Source organism: Rhizobium sp. Leaf311, from assembly GCF_001423445.1.
Classification (GTDB): domain Bacteria; phylum Pseudomonadota; class Alphaproteobacteria; order Rhizobiales; family Rhizobiaceae; genus Agrobacterium.
Genome location: NZ_LMNZ01000018.1, coordinates 80,362 through 96,797 on the forward strand (window position 1 = coordinate 80,362; position 16,436 = coordinate 96,797).

The 16,436-nt window shown below is 56.8% G+C and carries 17 protein-coding genes; 5 read left to right on the forward strand and 12 right to left on the reverse strand.

Translation table 11 applies throughout. The features are described 5' to 3' along the window. Positions 1-41 precede the first annotated feature (41 nt). On the reverse strand, positions 42-1,265 hold the full coding sequence (locus ASF69_RS16065) for an argininosuccinate synthase (protein WP_062589316.1): 1,224 nt from the start codon (positions 1,263-1,265) through the stop codon (positions 42-44). Between the two features lie 241 nt (positions 1,266-1,506). Between ASF69_RS16065 and ASF69_RS16070 the strand changes: the two genes are divergently transcribed. Together ASF69_RS16070 and ASF69_RS16075 are read left to right on the forward strand one after the other, a co-directional pair. Further along, on the forward strand, positions 1,507-2,361 hold the full coding sequence (locus tag ASF69_RS16070) for an SDR family NAD(P)-dependent oxidoreductase (RefSeq protein ID WP_062589209.1): 855 nt from the start codon (positions 1,507-1,509) through the stop codon (positions 2,359-2,361). Positions 2,362-2,462: 101 nt separating this feature from the next. Then, complete coding sequence (locus ASF69_RS16075) at positions 2,463-3,110, forward strand: LysE family translocator (RefSeq protein ID WP_062589210.1); 648 nt, start codon at positions 2,463-2,465, stop codon at positions 3,108-3,110. 26 nt (positions 3,111-3,136) lie between these two features. Here the strand turns inward: ASF69_RS16075 and ASF69_RS16080 are convergent, their stop codons facing one another. The 9 genes from ASF69_RS16080 to ASF69_RS16120 all read right to left on the reverse strand — a co-directional run bounded on the left by ASF69_RS16080 (position 3,137) and on the right by ASF69_RS16120 (position 10,540). Then, a complete protein-coding gene (locus ASF69_RS16080) occupies positions 3,137-3,931 on the reverse strand; it encodes an ABC transporter ATP-binding protein (RefSeq protein ID WP_062589211.1) in 795 nt (264 codons plus the stop codon). Further along, on the reverse strand, positions 3,928-4,809 hold the full coding sequence (locus tag ASF69_RS16085; RefSeq protein ID WP_062589317.1) for an ABC transporter permease: 882 nt from the start codon (positions 4,807-4,809) through the stop codon (positions 3,928-3,930). Before ASF69_RS16085 ends, ASF69_RS16080 begins: the two co-directional genes overlap by 4 nt. Positions 4,810-5,009: 200 nt before the next feature. Then, complete coding sequence (locus tag ASF69_RS16090) at positions 5,010-5,963, reverse strand: ABC transporter substrate-binding protein (RefSeq protein ID WP_062589212.1); 954 nt, start codon at positions 5,961-5,963, stop codon at positions 5,010-5,012. A 99-nt stretch (positions 5,964-6,062) separates the two neighbouring features. Continuing rightward, complete coding sequence (gene rlmN, locus ASF69_RS16095; protein WP_112964585.1) at positions 6,063-7,238, reverse strand: 23S rRNA (adenine(2503)-C(2))-methyltransferase RlmN; 1,176 nt, start codon at positions 7,236-7,238, stop codon at positions 6,063-6,065. A 268-nt stretch (positions 7,239-7,506) separates the two neighbouring features. Further along, positions 7,507-8,010 carry an invasion associated locus B family protein gene (locus ASF69_RS16100; protein ID WP_062589214.1) on the reverse strand — a complete coding sequence of 168 codons (504 nt, stop codon included), beginning with the start codon at positions 8,008-8,010 and terminating at the stop codon, positions 7,507-7,509. Positions 8,011-8,290: 280 nt separating this feature from the next. After that, the gene (locus ASF69_RS16105) at positions 8,291-8,668 is read right to left on the reverse strand and encodes a YkvA family protein (protein ID WP_062589215.1); all 378 of its coding nucleotides are present in this window, start codon (positions 8,666-8,668) and stop codon (positions 8,291-8,293) included. 55 nt (positions 8,669-8,723) lie between these two features. After that, positions 8,724-9,026, reverse strand: coding sequence for a 4a-hydroxytetrahydrobiopterin dehydratase (locus tag ASF69_RS16110; RefSeq protein WP_062589216.1), 303 nt, complete (start codon positions 9,024-9,026; stop codon positions 8,724-8,726). Between the two features lie 201 nt (positions 9,027-9,227). Next, positions 9,228-9,821 carry an RNA 2',3'-cyclic phosphodiesterase gene (thpR, locus tag ASF69_RS16115; RefSeq protein WP_062589217.1) on the reverse strand — a complete coding sequence of 198 codons (594 nt, stop codon included), beginning with the start codon at positions 9,819-9,821 and terminating at the stop codon, positions 9,228-9,230. Positions 9,822-9,895: 74 nt separating this feature from the next. Continuing rightward, a complete protein-coding gene (locus tag ASF69_RS16120) occupies positions 9,896-10,540 on the reverse strand; it encodes an arylesterase (RefSeq protein WP_062589218.1) in 645 nt (214 codons plus the stop codon). Between the two features lie 107 nt (positions 10,541-10,647). Here ASF69_RS16120 and ASF69_RS16125 point away from each other — a divergent pair, with 107 nt between their 5' ends. The 3 genes from ASF69_RS16125 (at position 10,648) to ASF69_RS16135 (ending at position 14,961) form a co-directional block, all read left to right on the forward strand. Continuing rightward, a complete protein-coding gene (locus ASF69_RS16125) occupies positions 10,648-11,358 on the forward strand; it encodes an ABC transporter ATP-binding protein (protein ID WP_062589219.1) in 711 nt (236 codons plus the stop codon). Further along, the gene (locus ASF69_RS16130) at positions 11,355-13,913 is read left to right on the forward strand and encodes an ABC transporter permease (protein ID WP_062589220.1); all 2,559 of its coding nucleotides are present in this window, start codon (positions 11,355-11,357) and stop codon (positions 13,911-13,913) included. The genes ASF69_RS16125 and ASF69_RS16130 overlap by 4 nt, the downstream gene beginning before the upstream one ends. 310 nt (positions 13,914-14,223) lie before the next feature. Then, complete coding sequence (locus ASF69_RS16135; protein WP_062589221.1) at positions 14,224-14,961, forward strand: Bax inhibitor-1/YccA family protein; 738 nt, start codon at positions 14,224-14,226, stop codon at positions 14,959-14,961. A 76-nt stretch (positions 14,962-15,037) separates the two neighbouring features. On the opposite strand, the gene ASF69_RS16140 is transcribed toward ASF69_RS16135, so the two are convergent. Together ASF69_RS16140 and ASF69_RS16145 are read right to left on the reverse strand one after the other, a co-directional pair. After that, the gene (locus ASF69_RS16140; RefSeq protein WP_062589223.1) at positions 15,038-15,430 is read right to left on the reverse strand and encodes a DUF2794 domain-containing protein; all 393 of its coding nucleotides are present in this window, start codon (positions 15,428-15,430) and stop codon (positions 15,038-15,040) included. Between the two features lie 293 nt (positions 15,431-15,723). Then, positions 15,724-16,413 carry a thioredoxin family protein gene (locus ASF69_RS16145; RefSeq protein ID WP_062589318.1) on the reverse strand — a complete coding sequence of 230 codons (690 nt, stop codon included), beginning with the start codon at positions 16,411-16,413 and terminating at the stop codon, positions 15,724-15,726. Between the last annotated feature and the right edge of the window lie 23 nt (positions 16,414-16,436).

Genomic DNA, 16,436 nt, shown 5'->3' on the forward strand with positions numbered 1-16,436 from the left:
AAAGCCCCGCAAGCGGGGCTTTTGACGTCATAGCCGAAAATTTACTTGCCGAGATTGCGCTTGGCAAGGGTGCGCAGACGCAATGCATTCAGCTTGATGAAGCCCGCTGCATCCTTCTGGTCGTAGGCGCCCTGGTCGTCCTCGAACGTGACGAGGGTGTCGGAGTAGAGCGACTTGTCGCTCTCACGGCCGGTCACCATGACGTTGCCCTTGTAGAGCTTCAACGTGACTTCACCCTCGACGTGTTCCTGGCTCTTGTCGATCAGCGCCTGAAGCATTTCGCGCTCTGGAGAGAACCAGAAGCCGTAATAGATGAGTTCCGCATAGCGCGGCATGATCTCATCCTTCAGATGGGCGGCACCACGGTCAAGCGTGATGGATTCGATGGCGCGGTGGGCGGCAAGCAGAATGGTGCCGCCAGGCGTTTCGTAAACGCCACGGCTCTTCATGCCCACGAAGCGGTTTTCGACTAGATCGAGGCGACCGATACCGTTGTCCCGACCGTAATCGTTGAGCGCGGCCAGCAGGGTCGCAGGAGACATTTCGACACCGTTGATGGAGACAGCGTCACCCTTGCGGAAGCCGACCTTGATGACGGTGGCCTTGTCCGGTGCAGCTTCCGGCGAAATCGTCCGCATGTGAACGTATTCCGGCGCTTCGACGGAGGGGTCTTCGAGGACCTTTCCTTCAGAAGAAGAGTGAAGCAGGTTGGCGTCGACGGAGAACGGCGCCTCGCCCTTCTTGTCCTTGGCAACAGGGATCTGGTGCTGTTCGGCAAAGTTGAGAAGATCGGTACGGCTCTTGAAGGTCCAGTCGCGCCATGGCGCAATGATCTTGATGTCGGGGTTCAGCGCATAGGCCGAAAGTTCGAAGCGAACTTGGTCATTGCCTTTTCCGGTCGCGCCATGAGCAATGGCATCAGCTCCGGTCTTCTTGGCGATATCGATCAGGTGCTTGGAGATCAGCGGACGGGCAATGGAGGTGCCGAGCAGATAGACGCCTTCATAAACGGCATTGGCACGGAACATTGGAAAGACGAAGTCGCGCACGAACTCTTCGCGGACATCCTCGACGAAAATCTCCTTGATGCCCAGCATCTCGGCTTTCTTGCGTGCAGGCTCAAGCTCTTCGCCCTGCCCCAGATCAGCGGTAAATGTTACCACCTCTGCGCCAAGCTCCGTCTGAAGCCATTTGAGGATAATCGAGGTATCGAGGCCGCCGGAATAGGCGAGAACGACTTTCTTTACGTCTTTCGGAAGAGCCATCAGTGAAATCCATTTGCGTGCAGGCGAGATTGGGATGTCGCCATTTCCTTGGGATTTCGGCACTTTTAGCGAGTTTATCTTCCCGTGCAACAAAAATGCAGTGGCGTGAAGGCACGGAGCATATTCATTGTCATGTGACTTGCTACGATAAAAACACTAAGCTCCCGTCGCGTTTGTAAAGCGCAAGGTTCCAGGAAACGTTTTGTCGCGATGACATGCGGCAACGAAAAAGGAGAAACCTATGACGACCCTTCACAACGCATTTGCACAGGACAATGTCGCCGTCATCACCGGTGCGGCATCGGGCATAGGCTTGGCAGCCGCCCGGAAATTCGCCGGTTTCGGAATGAGCGTCGTGCTGGTGGATCTCGACGGAGAAAAACTAGCGGCAGCCCAGCTGGAAGTCGCCGCGCTTGCTAGGGACGGCACGACTGACGTCGTCTCTATACCCACCGATGTCTCGAAACTGGATGAACTCGTTTCCCTCGAGAGCGCCGTCATTCAGAGGTTCGGCCGCGTCCATGTTTTGATGAACAATGCCGGAGTGCAGCCCGGAAGTGCGATCTTCGGACCGCAGGCAAATTGGGACAACGTGCTGGGCGTGAACCTCATGGGCGTCGTAAATGGCAGCCGGGTCTTCGGTTCCGGAATGCTCGCCCACGGCGAACCGGGGCTGATCATCAACACGGGATCGAAACAGGGCATCACCACACCGCCCGGCGACCCCGCCTATAACGTGTCCAAGGCTGGCGTGAAGGCCTTTACGGAGGCACTTGAGTACGAGCTGAGAAACGCCCCAAATGGCCGCGTCTCATCCCACCTGCTGATTCCGGGTTTTGTTTTTACGGGTCTCACCGCCAACGGCCGCACTGAAAAACCAACCGGCGCATGGACGCCGGACCAGACGATTGATTTCATGATCGACAGCATCGGAAGAGGTGATTTCTACATTCTCTGCCCTGATGGAGAAGTGGATCGTAAAACCGACGAGAAGCGTATTCTCTGGGCCGCAAATGACATCATCGAAAACAGGCCGCCACTGTCGCGATGGCATGAAGAATACAGCAATGAGTTCAAGTCTTTCCTGAACAGTTGACACGGGTGCCGCACCCTTAGGTGCGGCATACCTAATCCGGCAGTTGGCAGTTCTGTAAAATGGCGGTAAGCAAGTGGATCAGATCCCGCGAGTGATGTCCCATGGAAATGCTACCCAGCCTGCCGACATTGATTGGATTCACAATTGCTATTCTGCTTCTGGCGGTGACCCCTGGTCCCGACATGACGCTCTGGATAAGCCGTTCATTGCGCGATGGCCGCGTATCAGGCTTCATGACGCTCGTCGGTACCAATCTCGGCATTACAGTGCATACGATGCTTGTTGCATTTGGCGTAGCGGCACTGATTGTGGCCTCGCCAACTGCTTTCATGGTGCTGAAAACAGGTGGTGCCGCCTACCTCGTTTGGCTGGCCATCATGGCCATTCGGAAAGGGTCGAATTTTGCGGTCGAGCGCCCGGATGAACAGAAGACCAGATCGTCCAAGAAGTCTGCCTTGCTCAATGGCCTTTGGGTCAATTTGCTGAACCCGAAGATCATCATCTTTTTCATGACCTTCCTGCCGCAGTTCGTGAGTGCATCCGACCCGCATGTAACCGGAAAACTCATTTTTCTTGGCCTGTGGTCCATCATCGTTGCGCTTCCGATCGGAATCGGAATCGTCGTTGGAGCGGACAAGCTCTCTGCCTGGTTGCAGCAGAACCGGAAGGTTTTGCGCGGGCTCGATTATACGATCGCCGGGGTTTTCTCGCTGTTTGCGGTGAAAATCTTCCTCGTGCAAGCCAGGTAGACGGCTCGGGCAGCGAGCCGCCCGCATCAGCCGATCAGCAGCTCATCATCATCCAAGGTCTGGCCGCGAATATTGCGGAACATCTCTATCAGATCTTCGACCTGCAGGTCTTTTCGGCTTTCGCCAGCCACGTCCAGCACGATTTCTCCTGCGTGCAGCATGATGGTGCGGTCGCCGTAATCAAGGGCCTGGCGCATGGAGTGCGTCACCATCAGGGTGGTCAGCTTTCGATCTGCCACGACCTTGCGCGTCAAATCCATGACGAACTCGGCCATGCCTGGATCCAGAGCAGCGGTATGCTCATCGAGCAGCAGGACATCCGACCCCGCAAGCGTCGCCATCACAAGCGAGACCGCTTGCCGCTGACCGCCCGACAACAGGTCCATTCGATCTTTCAGTCTGTTTTCCAGTCCCAGGTTGAGGGAAGCGATACGGTCCTGAAAAAACACCCGTCGTCCGCCGCCGAGCGCCGGCAGGAGACCGCGGGCTTTACCGCGCGCAGCTGCGAGCGCGAGATTTTCTTCAATGGTCAGAGCCCCGCAGCTGCCCGCCAGAGGGTCCTGGAAAACACGGGCTACCTGCCCTGCCCTGCTCGCAGTCGGCTTGCGGGTGACATCCACACCACCGATGATCACCTTGCCTGCCGTGGGAAGCACATCGCCCGCCAGAACACCGAGAAGCGTGGACTTTCCCGCACCATTGGATCCGATGACGGTGACAAAAGAACCGTCCTCGATGGTCAGGTCTATCTTGGCCAAAGCCTGCTTCTGCAAAGGCGTTCCTCGCCCGAAGACGACCTGGATATCCGAAAGCGAAATCATGATGCGGCTCCCCCACGACGCAGGCGTGGCAAAATCAGCGCCACGGCAACCAGCGCAGCGGTCACGAAATTGAGGTCAGAGGCCTTCAGTCCTAGCACATCGCTGGAAAGTGCCAGCTGAATGGCGAGACGATAGGCGATCGAGCCCAGTATGCAGCCGATAAGGGCAACCAATATCCCCCGTGAGCCGAACAAGGTTTCACCGATGATGACGGCGGCAAGACCGACGACAATCGTGCCAACGCCGGAAGTAACATCGGCAAAACCGTTGGTCTGCGCAAACAATGCACCTCCCAATGCCACCAGAGCATTGGAGAGAGCCATTCCGAGATAGATCTGATTGCCCGTCTTGACGCCCTGCGCCCGCGCCATCCGCGCATTGGCACCGGTTGCACGCATGGCAAGACCCGCATCGCTTTCCAGAAAGCGCCAAACGAGGATGACCGCGATCACCACCAGGACGCCCACGAAAAGAGGACGCAGGAGATACTCGGGAACGCCCATTCCATAGAAGGGCTCGAGCACCGTTTCCTGATTGAGCAGCGCGACATTCGGCTTGCCCATGACCCGCAGGTTCACGGAAAACAACGCAATCAAGGTCAGGATGGAGGCGAGAAGATTGAGGATCTTGAAGCGGACGTTCAAAACCGCCGTGACCATACCAGCCGCAGCACCGGCAACCATGGCAACGCCCGTTGCCAGCCACGGATTGAAGCCCGCAACAATCATGACCGCTGCCACGGCAGCGCCCAGCGGAAACGACCCATCGACGGTCAGATCGGGGAAGTCGAGAACGCGAAATGCGAGATAAACGCCAATAGCAACGAAGGCAAAGACCAGCCCTAGTTCAACGGCGCCCCAGAAGGCGATTTGGCTCACGGTAGAATTCCTTGGTTTGCCCGCCACCATCGGACGGGCTGCAATTGAAACAGTCATAGACTGCCAGTCGTGCCGTCTCTCTTCCGTCATCCCCGACTTGAGCCGGGGTCCAGCGCGATCAATTCCTTGATCGCAAGAGGTTCTTGCACCGCAGACGCGGCGCTGCTGGGTTCCGGCTCAAGGCCGAAAGACGGATAGGATCAGTCGATAATCTTCGTCGCGCGCTTCGTCACGCTCTGCGGGAAGGTCACGCCGGCTTTCTCGGCAGCCTTCTTGTTGAGAACGAGATCGGTACCGACAGCAACGGTTGCCGGAATGTCACCGGGCTTTTCACCCTTGAGGATGCGAACGACGACAGCGCCCGTCTGCTTGCCAACGTCGAAATAGTTGAAGCCCAGAGCGGCAATCGCACCACGGGCAACGGAATCCGTATCGGCGGCGTAAAGCGGAATTTTTGCCTCGGCAGCAACACCGGCAGCGGCCTCGAAGGCGGAAACGATCGTGTTGTCGGTTGGGACGTAGATCACATCGGCCTTGCCCACCAGGGCGCGGGTCGCCCCCTGAACTTCTGCCGATTTCGTCGCCACGGATTCCACGACCTTCAGGCCGGCCTTTTCAGCCTCGGTCTTCAGAAGCTCCAATGTAGAAACGGAATTTGCCTCTGCGGAATTGTAGATGTAGCCGATGGTCTTTGCCGACGGCGTGATTTCCTTGATCAGTGCCAGATGCTCGGCAACCGGCAACATATCCGAAAGGCCGGTCACGTTGCGGCCCGGCTTTTCCATGCTCTTGACCAGCTGCGCACCGACCGGATCGGAGACAGCCGTAAAGACGACGGGAATATCACGCGTGGCGCCGACAACGGCCTGCGCCGAAGGCGTGGAGATCGGCACGATGACAGAGGGCGCGTCACCCACGAACTGGCGGGCAATCTGTGAAGCCGTCGCAGGATTTCCCTGTGCCGACTGGTAGACGAATTTCAGGTTTTCGCCTTCCTTGTAGCCAGCCTCGGCCAGTGCGGCCTTTACGCCATCACGCGCAGCATCCAGCGCCGGATGCTCAACGATGGCCGTAACGGCGACGGTCACGTCCTCGGCCTTTGCGGGCACGATGAGAGCTGTGGCAGCGGCAAGCGCCAGAATGAGTGTGCGCATAGAAATTCCTCCGATTGTTTCGTTGTTGCCGCCTTCTTTAGGAAAGGGTTAAAACGAAATCAATCGCGCAAGCCAAGAGTCACCCATCAATTCTTCTTCTTAGTCGTCATCCGCACCGTGATTGGCGATCATCATGGCTTCGAATGCCATGCGCTCTGTCTTGCGCATCCGCTCCGATTCCGACTTGAGCTGGCCGCAGGCCGCAAGGATATCGCGTCCTCTGGGGGTGCGGATCGGAGAAGCATAGCCTGCCTGATTGATGAAATCGGCGAATTTCTCGATCTGCGCCCAGTCCGAGCACTGGTAATTCGTACCCGGCCATGGGTTGAACGGGATGAGGTTGATCTTGGCCGGAACGCCTTTCAGAAGCTGCGTGAGCATCTTGGCGTCTTCCAGACTGTCATTGACGTCTTTGAGCATCACATATTCGAAGGTGATGCGACGGGCATTCGAAAGGCCGGGATAGTTGCGGCAGGCCTCGATCAGTTCTTTCAGCGGATATTTCTTGTTGATAGGCACCAGCATGTCGCGCAACTCGTCACGCACGGCATGAAGCGAGATGGCCAGCATCACGCCGATTTCGTCGCCGGTGCGGAAGATTTCCGGCACCACGCCCGAGGTCGACAGCGTCACACGTCGCTTGGAAAGCGACAGGCCATCGCCATCGGTGGCAATCAAAAGGGCGGTCTTCACATGGTCGAAATTGTAGAGCGGCTCGCCCATGCCCATCATCACGATATTGGAGACCTTGCGGCCTTCCGCGGGCATGATGGTTCCCTGCGGTGCTTCGCGGTCCGGAAAATCACCGAGGCGATCACGCGCCACAAGAAGCTGCGCCAGAATTTCTTCGGCAGTCAGGTTGCGAACCAGACGCTGCGTGCCGGTATGGCAGAAGGAGCAGGTCAGCGAACAGCCGACCTGGCTGGAAATGCACAGCGTGCCGCGACCTTCTTCGGGAATATAGACCGTTTCGATCTCAACCGGACGACCGGCGCCACGGGGCGGGAAGCGCATCAGCCATTTGCGGGTGCCGTCATTGGAGACCTGCTCCTCGACGATTTCGGGCCGGGCGATGGTGAACTTCGCCTTCAGCGTCTCGCGCAGATCCTTCGCCACATTGGTCATATGGTCGAAATCCGAGACGCCGCGCACATAGAGCCAGTTCCACAACTGACTCACGCGCATCTTGACCTGCTTTTGCGGCACGCCGGCATCCAGCAAAGCCTCGGCCATATCCTCACGCGTCAGGCCGATCAAAGACGGCTTGCCGGACATGAGATCGCTATTGGCGATCAGAGGGGCTTTGATTGCAAGACCAGCAGTGGCTTCCAGTGTGGACATCGTCCCTATCCCATCATCCCATACAGCGCTGCATCACCCTCTAGAGAAAGGTTGAAAGCGTCTGCATGTCGAGAAAAATCAAGTGTAATGCGCCTGTTGCGCAGACACTCGTCAGTGTTAGCGCGGCCTTTAGCATCAAAATCGCCAAAACGCAAATGGCCGGTCGACGACCGGCCACTCAAAAACCATGTGCAGGCTGAGCTTACTTGCAGCTTTCGATCTGCTTGAAGGCAGCAGAAATGCCCGAGAGAGAATAGGAATAGGATGTTGCCGTGCCACGGGCAGACGTGGCCTTGACCGTCATCGACTTGCCACCCTTCATGGCGGCAACAAGCGCTGGCTCTTCTGCAGCATTTTCAACCCAGGCAGCCTTGTCCTTGGTGAACATCACGAAGTTCTTGTTGTCGATGGTCACATTGACCTTCGAGCCTTCCTTCAGGGTGTAGCCGACCATTGCCTGCGGCTCATAGGAAATGTTCTGGCCGGGGCGCTGCGAAACGATGAAGAAGATATCACCGTGATCAACACTTGCAGGTTCCTTGGCGGTGGGGATGGAAAGAACATAGCAAACGGTGCTGTTACCCGACTTGTACGAATAGGCACCCCATGCATTGAACTGCTGGATGCGCGTGGGCGACTGTGCAGAGGCTACATTGATGCTGGCCAGCAAAATGGCGACTGCGGTTGCTACACTTCTTACAAACATTGAATTTCCTGCCGGGTTTATTGTCTTCCAGTTGGCCGAACGGCTGCGCCGGGCCGATGCTAGGTGAAGTCCGTCATCCTGATATTGGCTAAAGATCGGTTACCAAACCGTCAACACCAATGCTAAAAATAGAGGGTTGCATCGGCGTGTTACAGATTGGTCACTCCAAGCGCCAGCGAAGCAGGCGAGAGAAAAGCCTGCGTCATCAGCAATGACACAAGAATTCAGGCAAGAATTTGTCAGCTTTTAGCGCGGCCTCATACGGGCAATCACAGAGGCGTTACTCTTGCTTCATAGCCTCTATCGCCGCATCGGCAGCATCATAATGCTCCATCTTGATGTGAGCACGGATCATTGCCAGCGCCGCCGTCAAGACGGCTATGTCGTCTGTGAACCCGACGACAGCAAAAATATCGGGAATGGCGTCCATCGGCAAAATGAAATAGCCCAAAGCCGCAAAAAGAACGCCCTTGGCGCGAAACGGCGTGTTTTTGTCCACCGCGCAGTAATATGCGGCTGCCGCATCGCGCGCGAATGGCACCTTGCTGATGACACGCTTCATTTTGGGCCAGAACTTTGCCCGGACCTGCTGCTCACGACTTTCCTGGGTGTCAGGATCGCCCGGCAGAAGTATCTCGCCGATTTTCACATCATCCATGGTCGTAGGTCCTCTGGTCATGCCAACTATATAGGACGAGACGAAAGCACTTCAATCATCCCCTGCCCGCAGCGGCCTTCTGCATCGCATTGGCCAGAAGGAAATCTCTTTCGGTTATTCCTTGGGAATCATGGGTGGTGAGACAGACCTTGACCCGGGAATAGACATTTGACCATTCGGGATGATGATTGAGTTTTTCCGCAACAATGGCGCACTCCGTCATAAAACCGAAAGCCTCGGCAAAGTTTGAAAACTTGAACGATTTGAGGATGGCTAGACCATCGTCGCGCAATGTCCAGCCGTCGAGTTTTGCAAGTTCGCTCTCTATGGCTGCCTGTTCGAGTTTGGGAAATTTCATTGCCTTGCCTCTTTGCTCGCTGCCGTCTTGTCAAACGCACAACGCTTCTTTTGTTTGCATGGGAGTTTTGCGCCTGTTTGCAACACAGCGCGGCTCATTCGCAACCGTCTCGACGCGTCGCAGCGCTGCTTGAATGTTATTATCGGCGTTTCAGGAGCCCTCTACAACGAGGGCGTTGATCTGCGAATAGACAGGGGTCGCCTAAACCATTCCCTTCGAAGGATGTAGTTCAGCGCCGGAGAAATTCGATATCGGCCAAGCCTCTTGAAGCGGAAACGCTTCTTCAACGATGTAAGGGCCGCCCCCCACCGATTCCTTGGACGACATGAGAACGAAGCGGCCGACCTTGAATGTCGTCGTTCTGAAGTCCCCGCGCCCGGAGAGATAGTGCACGACGTCGTCCAGTCTTGAATTCCGAAGCCTCGCGAGTGTCACATGCGGCGTAAATTTGCGCGGGTCCGGCGGCAGGCCAAGCCGCTGACAAATCCTTTCGATTTCGCCCTGCAAAGCCGTCATTTCTGGAGATTGCGAGACGCCCGCCCAGATGGAATGTGGTTTTTTCGAACCGAAAGAACCGATGCCCGTGAGGTTGACTTCAAATTCGGGGCGGTCGATCCGGTCCAGGCGATTGACCACCTCGTCTGCCGTTCGACCATCGATATCCCCGATGAACCGTAATGTGATGTGGTAATTCTCCACGTCAATCCACCGGGCACCCGGCAGACCACCGCGCAACAATGAGAGGCTCATGGCCGCATTGCGCGGAATTTCGAGGGCGGTAAACAGTCTCGGCATGGCGAGCTCCCCGAATCTCTTGGCAGAACAAGTCTAGCGAATCATGCAACGCAGCGCAGCGCAAGCGCTTATTTCTATTGAGCACCAATAGCGTTTACAAAGTTCTCAACAACCGGAAGCGTTCTTTCCACCATGATGCCCACGCCCTTTGCATTGGGGTGCATCCTGTCCTCCAGCTGAAGTGTCTGATCGAGCACCACGCCATCGAGGAAAAACGGGTAGAGCGGCAGATCGTATTTTTTGGCAAGCCGCGGATGAATCTCGTTGAACCGGGCCGCAAAATCTCCACCCATGTTGGGAGGAGCCATGATGCCGATGAGCAAAACAGGGATGTTGCGTTTCTTGAAACCGGCAATGATCTGGTCGAGATTTTTCTCGGTCTCATCAGGCGAAACACCGCGAAGAGCATCGTTGGCACCGAGTTCGAGAATGACGCCGTCGGTTCCGTCAGGCACAGACCAGTCCGCCCGCGCCAGACCGCCGGCGGTCGTGTCTCCTGAAACACCGGCATTGGCAACGGCAACGTTCATGCCCTTCTTTCGAAGCGCCGCTTCCAGTTGAGCCGTGTAGCTTTCCGTCGGCGGCAGCTGATATCCCGCCATCAGGCTGTCGCCAAAGCCGACCAGTTCGACCGGCTTTGACTGCGAATACACTACCCCTGCTGGCAGCAATGCTGCGCATATGACGATGAATTGAGCGGTAGCAGCTTTAAAACCCATATCGGCCTCCCTAATTTGTCTGGCAATGCCGAAACATTTGATGTCTTTCGGGCTGCCCAAGATCGCTATCGAGCTGCCAATGTCTCTTACATATAGGAACGCGAATTGTGACGAAAAGCATCATAGATCTGAATAAGGCTGATCTAACCCTCGGTAATGCCGCCGCGTCCGTCCACGTTCTCAAGAGCATCGACCTCGTCATCAATGAAGGCGAAGCGGTTGGAATTGTCGGCCCTTCCGGCTCAGGAAAGTCGACCCTGCTGATGGTTCTTGCCGGGTTGGAGCGGCTTGACAGCGGTGAGATCACAATTGCGGGAACGGAGCTTCATAAATTGGGCGAAGACGCCTTGGCCGAGTTTCGCGGCCGCAATGTCGGCATCGTCTTCCAATCGTTCCACCTCATTGCCAACATGACAGCCATTGAAAATGTTGCCGTGCCACTGGAATTGGCGAATGTAGCCAATCCCTTTGATATCGCGCGCAAGGAACTCGTCGCAGTGGGCCTGGGTGAAAGGCTCAACCACTATCCGGGGCAGCTGTCCGGGGGCGAACAGCAGCGCGTTGCCATTGCACGCGCGCTGGCGCCTTCCCCTGCGGTCCTGATTGCCGACGAGCCGACAGGCAACCTCGATACCGATACCGGCAAGCAGATTGCCGACCTTCTGTTTTCCAAACAGATGGAGCGCCGCATGACAATGATTTTGGTTACCCATGATGTGTCGCTTGCCGCGCGCTGCTCTCGCCAGATCAAGGTCAGGTCAGGTCAAATAGAAAGTGACAGCGCCACCTCAGTTGCCAGACAGGCAGCGTCGGTATGAAGGTCAGGTCGCTTTTTTTCTTTCGCCTTGGCAATGCGCTGCGTCTGGCAAGACGTGAAATACGCGGCGGCCTCAGCGGCTTTTACATTTTCCTTGCCTGCATCGCGCTCGGTACAGGCGCCATTGCTGCAGTCAATTCCGTCTCCCGCGCCATAACCAGTTCCATCGCAACGCAGGGGCAATCCATTCTGGCGGGCGATATTCGTTTCGAGCTGCGCAACCGCGAAGCCTCGCCGGATGAATTGGCCTATCTCGACAATCTGGGGACTGTTGCTGTCTCTACTGGTCTGCGGTCGATGGCAAGGCTCGCCGATGGGTCGCAGCAGACCCTTGCCGAGGTAAAGGCTGTCGACGGGGCCTATCCGCTCTATGGCAAGCTGGAGTCAGACCCCGCAATGCTACTTCCCCAACTGCTGGCCAGGCAGGGCGAAGCCTATGGCGCAGTCGTCGCTCCGCTTTTTCTGGAGCGGCTGGGCATCAAACGGGGCGATGAGGTCCTGCTGGGCAACGTCCGGCTAAAAATCTCAGCGACGCTGGTTACTGAGCCCGACGCGCTATCGGATGGTTTTGGATTTGCGCCGCGGCTTCTGATCAGCCGCGAAGCGCTCGCAACCTCCGGGCTCATCCAGAATGGCAGCCTTGTGGAACACGCCTACAAGATCCGCTTGAACGACGCAGCCAAGCGAGGCGGGATCACCGAAGAGGCCAATCGTGAGTTTCCAAGTGCCGGCTGGTCGATCCGAACGAGCGACCGGGCGGCACCGTCGCTCACGGAAAACGTCAACCGTTTCTCTCAATTCCTGACACTGGTCGGGCTTACAGCACTGATCGTTGGCGGCGTCGGGGTTGCCAACGCGGTACGCGCCTTCCTCGACTCCAAGCGCACCACCATAGCGGCACTCAAATGCCTCGGCGCACCGGCCAGCGTCGTGACACTAACCTATCTCTTCCAGATCGCCTTCATTGCCATCATCGGTATCGCAATCGGACTGGCGTTGGGGGCGGTTACTCCGCTCGTGGCCATGCGCTTTCTCGAAGGTGTCCTGCCTGTTCCGGACGAATTGGCGATCTACCCCGGCGCGCTGTTCATGGCCGCCCTGTTCGGGCTGTTGACGACACTCGCCTTTGCGATCTTGCCATTGGGTCAGGCTCGCGAAGTCCCCGCCACCGCATTGTTTCGCGAACAGGGATTTGAAGCCAACCGATTGCCGTCATGGCCCTATCTGGCCGCCACTGGCTTGCTTCTTGCCCTGTTGGCCGGCATGGCGATCTATTCGGCTGAACAGAGATATATCGCGTCGGTCTTTTTGGGAGCGGTCGCTTTCGCTTTTATCGTTCTCAGGCTTGTGGCCTGGGGCATCAGGGCCGTTGCCAAGAGAAGCCCTCGCGTCCATTCCGCAGCACTGCGGCTGGCGATCGGCAATATTCATCGCCCCGGGGCTTTGACGCCCTCCGTGGTCTTGTCTCTGGGGCTCGGTCTGACCCTGCTGGTCGCGTTAACGCTGATCGACGGCAATCTTAGACGGGAACTCACCGGCAGTCTGCCAGAGCGGGCACCGAATTTCTTCTTTGTCGACATTCAAGGTGCCGACCGGGATGGGTTCAAGGCGCTTGTCCAGAAAGAAGCGCCGGAGGGTACGTTGACGGAGGTGCCCATGCTGCGGGGTCGCATCCTTGCTCTCAACGGCCAGGACGTGACCAAGATGGAAGTGCCTGCTGCTGGCCGATGGGTCCTGCGCGGAGATCGTGGCATCACCTATGCCCAAACCATGCCCGACAATGCCAAGCTCACAGAGGGCACCTGGTGGAGCGGCGATTATACCGGCGAGCCTCTCGTTTCCTTTGCGGCGGAAGAGGCGGGCGAACTGGGTCTGAAGATCGGCGACAGCGTAACCGTCAACGTATTGGGACGTAACATCACCGCAAAAATTGCCAACCTGCGCGACGTGCAGTGGGAGTCGCTCTCGCTCAACTTCGTCATGGTCTTTTCACCCAACACGTTCCGCGGCGCACCTCACTCCTGGCTGGCAACCCTTGCAGACCCAAGCGCGACTGCCGCCCAGGAAGGCGAGATATTGAGAAAGGTCACCGCGAGCTACCCCACCATTACCACGGTCAGGGTCAAGGACGCGCTCGATCTGGTCAACAGTCTGGTTGAACAGTTGGCGACGGCGATCAGGGCCGCAGCGGCTGTTGCCCTGATTGCGTCTGTCCTGGTTCTCGCAGGTGCCTTGGCGGCTGGAAACCGGGCACGGACCCACGACGCTGTCATTCTCAAAACGCTCGGTGGCACCCGTGCCATGCTAATCCGCGCTTTCTCGTATGAATATATGATGCTTGGTCTGGCCACTGCGGTATTCGCACTCCTCGCAGGTGGGGTCTCCGCATGGTTTGTCGTTGCCCGGATCATGAAGCTGCCATCCAGCTTCCTGCCGGATGTTGCGATCGCAACCATCCTTATCGCCTTGGTGATGACGGTTGGCATTGGCCTTATCGGGACATGGCGGATCCTCGGCCAGAAGGCAGCGCCCGTGCTGCGTCAGACTGGCGAGTAGCTCTCATGTCTTGTGAGATAAATTGCCTGAGCGGAGAATGAATATTTCGGGTGGCCACATGCATAGCGTGGCGCTAGAAAATTGCGCGCAACTTAACCTTTGCGATTAATCGGGAAGTTTGATCTCCAAAACGTTATCGGTTTTCGCGCATACGGTGTTTTTTCGACATTGAAAGCTCTTGTAACTGAAATGGGATATCCTCATATTCTTCGGTAGGCTTGCTGTAGCTCCGCAGCGGCGCCTGGGTTATGATCCCGAGTACGGTCATATCCCGACACCGTAGGAACTTCGGAGCTCAAAAGAGGAAACAATGGCTGATTTCAACAACTACCAGAACCGCATGGCCCAAGGCCGTGCCCAGTCTGGTGCGATGATCGATGAAGGTCTTCGCACATACATGCTGAAGGTTTACAACCTGATGGCTCTTGCGCTGGTCATTACCGGCGTGGCTTCGTTTGGCACCTACACTCTGGCGGTTTCAAATCCGGCCTTCGCACAGCTGCTTTACACATCGCCGCTGCGCTGGGTTATCATGTTCGCACCGCTCGCGCTGGTGTTCTTCCTGAGCTTCCGTATTGAGAAGATGAGCGTACCTGCTGCACAGGCCACCTTCTGGGCCTACGCTGCGCTGATGGGCGTCTCCCTTTCGTCGATCTTCATCGTCTTTACTGGCGAGAGCATCGTACAGACGTTCTTCGTGACAGCTGCTTCCTTTGGCGCCCTGTCGCTTTACGGCTACACGACCAAGAAAGACCTGTCCGGCCTCGGCTCGTTCCTGATCATGGGCCTGTTCGGCCTGATCATCGCGTCCATCGTCAACATCTTCCTGCATTCATCAGCAATGGGCTTTGCGATCTCCGCCATCGGCGTGCTGATCTTTGCTGGCCTGACCGCATATGACACGCAGAAGATCAAGGAAATGTATTTCGACGGTGACGATGTGGCCGTTGCTGGTCGCAAGGCTATCATGGGTGCACTGACGCTCTACCTCGACTTCATCAACCTGTTCACGTTCCTTCTGCAGTTTCTTGGTAACCGCGACGAGTAACCGATCAGACTTGAATCAAGAAAGGCGGCTCTCTGGCCGCCTTTTTTTATGCTTTCGGCTCAACGAAGATGAGCAGTCACTCGATCAGTCGCAGTACCTTGTCAAACACTTTGAGGACCTGCGACAGCTCATGTCCGCGTTTGAGGATGCGGCCATCGACATTGACGACGCTGAAAGCGCCCTGTTTTGCGGCGAGCTTCGGGTTCTTCTCGATACGAAACAGAGGCATTTCCCCTGACCGCTTGAAGACCGAGAACACCGCCTTGTCTTTCAGATGGTCGATGGCATAGTCCCGCCACTCACCTTCTCCCACCATGCGTCCGTAGATGCGCAGGATGGCGTCCAGTTCACGCCGGTGGAAGGTAATCGGCAAGGGGTCCTTGCTCTGCTTGTACTCGCGAAGATCGATAACGGGTGAACTGTCTCTGTGAAAAGAAGCTGCGCGCTGCGCATCCGGCTGATCGGTCATCAGGTAACCCCGCTCGACGGCAAATGACAATTTCAAGACAGTCTGCCGCTCTGTCGGCGAAATTGCAAGCTTCGTTCTGGTCAGGCTGGCCGGCTTTACCCGGTAAGGATTTGGGCAGGAAGTGCATTAGCAAATGCCCTATTTCGGTCAAACCATGGCCTGAATTGAGTGGAATATAGCTATTGTCAATTGATGCCTAGGCACCAAGATGACCCGGTCCGGTGCATTGACCCTTTACCCCCAGCCCCCAATGCCCGGATCGGATCTCCCTCAGCCCCCTGAGCTGCTTCCCCTTACTGCAGCAAGACACTCGCCCCGACGATGGCTGCCGGATTTCCCTGCGCATCGGACGTCTGCAGCAACACCGCACAGCCGCCGTTTTTGGCCTTGCTGAGGATGCTGGCGGGAAGTTTAACGGACATGGACTTTCCGTCCCACATTCCAACCGTTTGCACGTCATAAACGCTATGCCAGTATGATATCTTCTTTCCCTGGTTCTCACCCTTCTGTACGTCGACCACTTGCTCTCGGTTGAAGTAAGCGACCACCACGTCGGCCTTGCCCTTCCCCTCTCCGATATCGATGGCGATCTCATCTGCCACACGCGAGGCTTTGACTGGCACACTCAAGCCTTCGCCAGCGCGAGTGAAAGCGTCCAGGCGGCCATAAATGGCCTGCACATCCGCCCCTTTGACGTGGTCGCGGCCATTGACGACCGCTTGAGGGGTATAAACATTGTTGCGGCCGAGCGCTCTGGCATAACCATACTGACGCTCTGTATTTTCCTTGGAAGCCAGCGAATCTGCCCAGCCAAGATAATTCCAGTAATCGACATGGTAAGACAGTCCAACCACATCACCCTTCTGGATGAGCTTGCGCAAGGCCTCATCAGCAGGCGGGCAGGACGCGCATCCCTGCGACGTGAACAATTCGACAACGCCTTTCACCTGCTCCTGCGCCTGGACCGAGACGGAAGCAAGCATACTCAAGGCGAAGACCGAAAGAC

Excerpts from the sequence above, each read along its gene's own strand:
- ASF69_RS16090 (WP_062589212.1), bottom strand. The coding sequence starts at position 5,963 with ATGCGCACACTCATTCTGGCGCTTGCCGCTGCCACAGCTCTCATCGTG.
- thpR (WP_062589217.1), bottom strand. The coding sequence starts at position 9,821 with ATGCCGAGACTGTTTACCGCCCTCGAAATTCCGCGCAATGCGGCCATG.
- ASF69_RS16105 (WP_062589215.1), bottom strand. The coding sequence starts at position 8,668 with ATGGATGATGTGAAAATCGGCGAGATACTTCTGCCGGGCGATCCTGAC.
- ASF69_RS16065 (WP_062589316.1), bottom strand. The coding sequence starts at position 1,265 with ATGGCTCTTCCGAAAGACGTAAAGAAAGTCGTTCTCGCCTATTCCGGC.
- ASF69_RS16075 (WP_062589210.1), top strand. The coding sequence starts at position 2,463 with ATGGAAATGCTACCCAGCCTGCCGACATTGATTGGATTCACAATTGCT.
- ASF69_RS16080 (WP_062589211.1), bottom strand. The coding sequence starts at position 3,931 with ATGATTTCGCTTTCGGATATCCAGGTCGTCTTCGGGCGAGGAACGCCT.
- ASF69_RS16070 (WP_062589209.1), top strand. The coding sequence starts at position 1,507 with ATGACGACCCTTCACAACGCATTTGCACAGGACAATGTCGCCGTCATC.
- ASF69_RS16140 (WP_062589223.1), bottom strand. The coding sequence starts at position 15,430 with ATGACCGATCAGCCGGATGCGCAGCGCGCAGCTTCTTTTCACAGAGAC.
- ASF69_RS16135 (WP_062589221.1), top strand. The coding sequence starts at position 14,224 with ATGGCTGATTTCAACAACTACCAGAACCGCATGGCCCAAGGCCGTGCC.
- ASF69_RS16145 (WP_062589318.1), bottom strand. The coding sequence starts at position 16,413 with ATGCTTGCTTCCGTCTCGGTCCAGGCGCAGGAGCAGGTGAAAGGCGTT.
- ASF69_RS16110 (WP_062589216.1), bottom strand. The coding sequence starts at position 9,026 with ATGAAATTTCCCAAACTCGAACAGGCAGCCATAGAGAGCGAACTTGCA.
- ASF69_RS16130 (WP_062589220.1), top strand. The coding sequence starts at position 11,355 with ATGAAGGTCAGGTCGCTTTTTTTCTTTCGCCTTGGCAATGCGCTGCGT.
- rlmN (WP_112964585.1), bottom strand. The coding sequence starts at position 7,238 with ATGTCCGGCAAGCCGTCTTTGATCGGCCTGACGCGTGAGGATATGGCC.
- ASF69_RS16100 (WP_062589214.1), bottom strand. The coding sequence starts at position 8,010 with ATGTTTGTAAGAAGTGTAGCAACCGCAGTCGCCATTTTGCTGGCCAGC.
- ASF69_RS16120 (WP_062589218.1), bottom strand. The coding sequence starts at position 10,540 with ATGGGTTTTAAAGCTGCTACCGCTCAATTCATCGTCATATGCGCAGCA.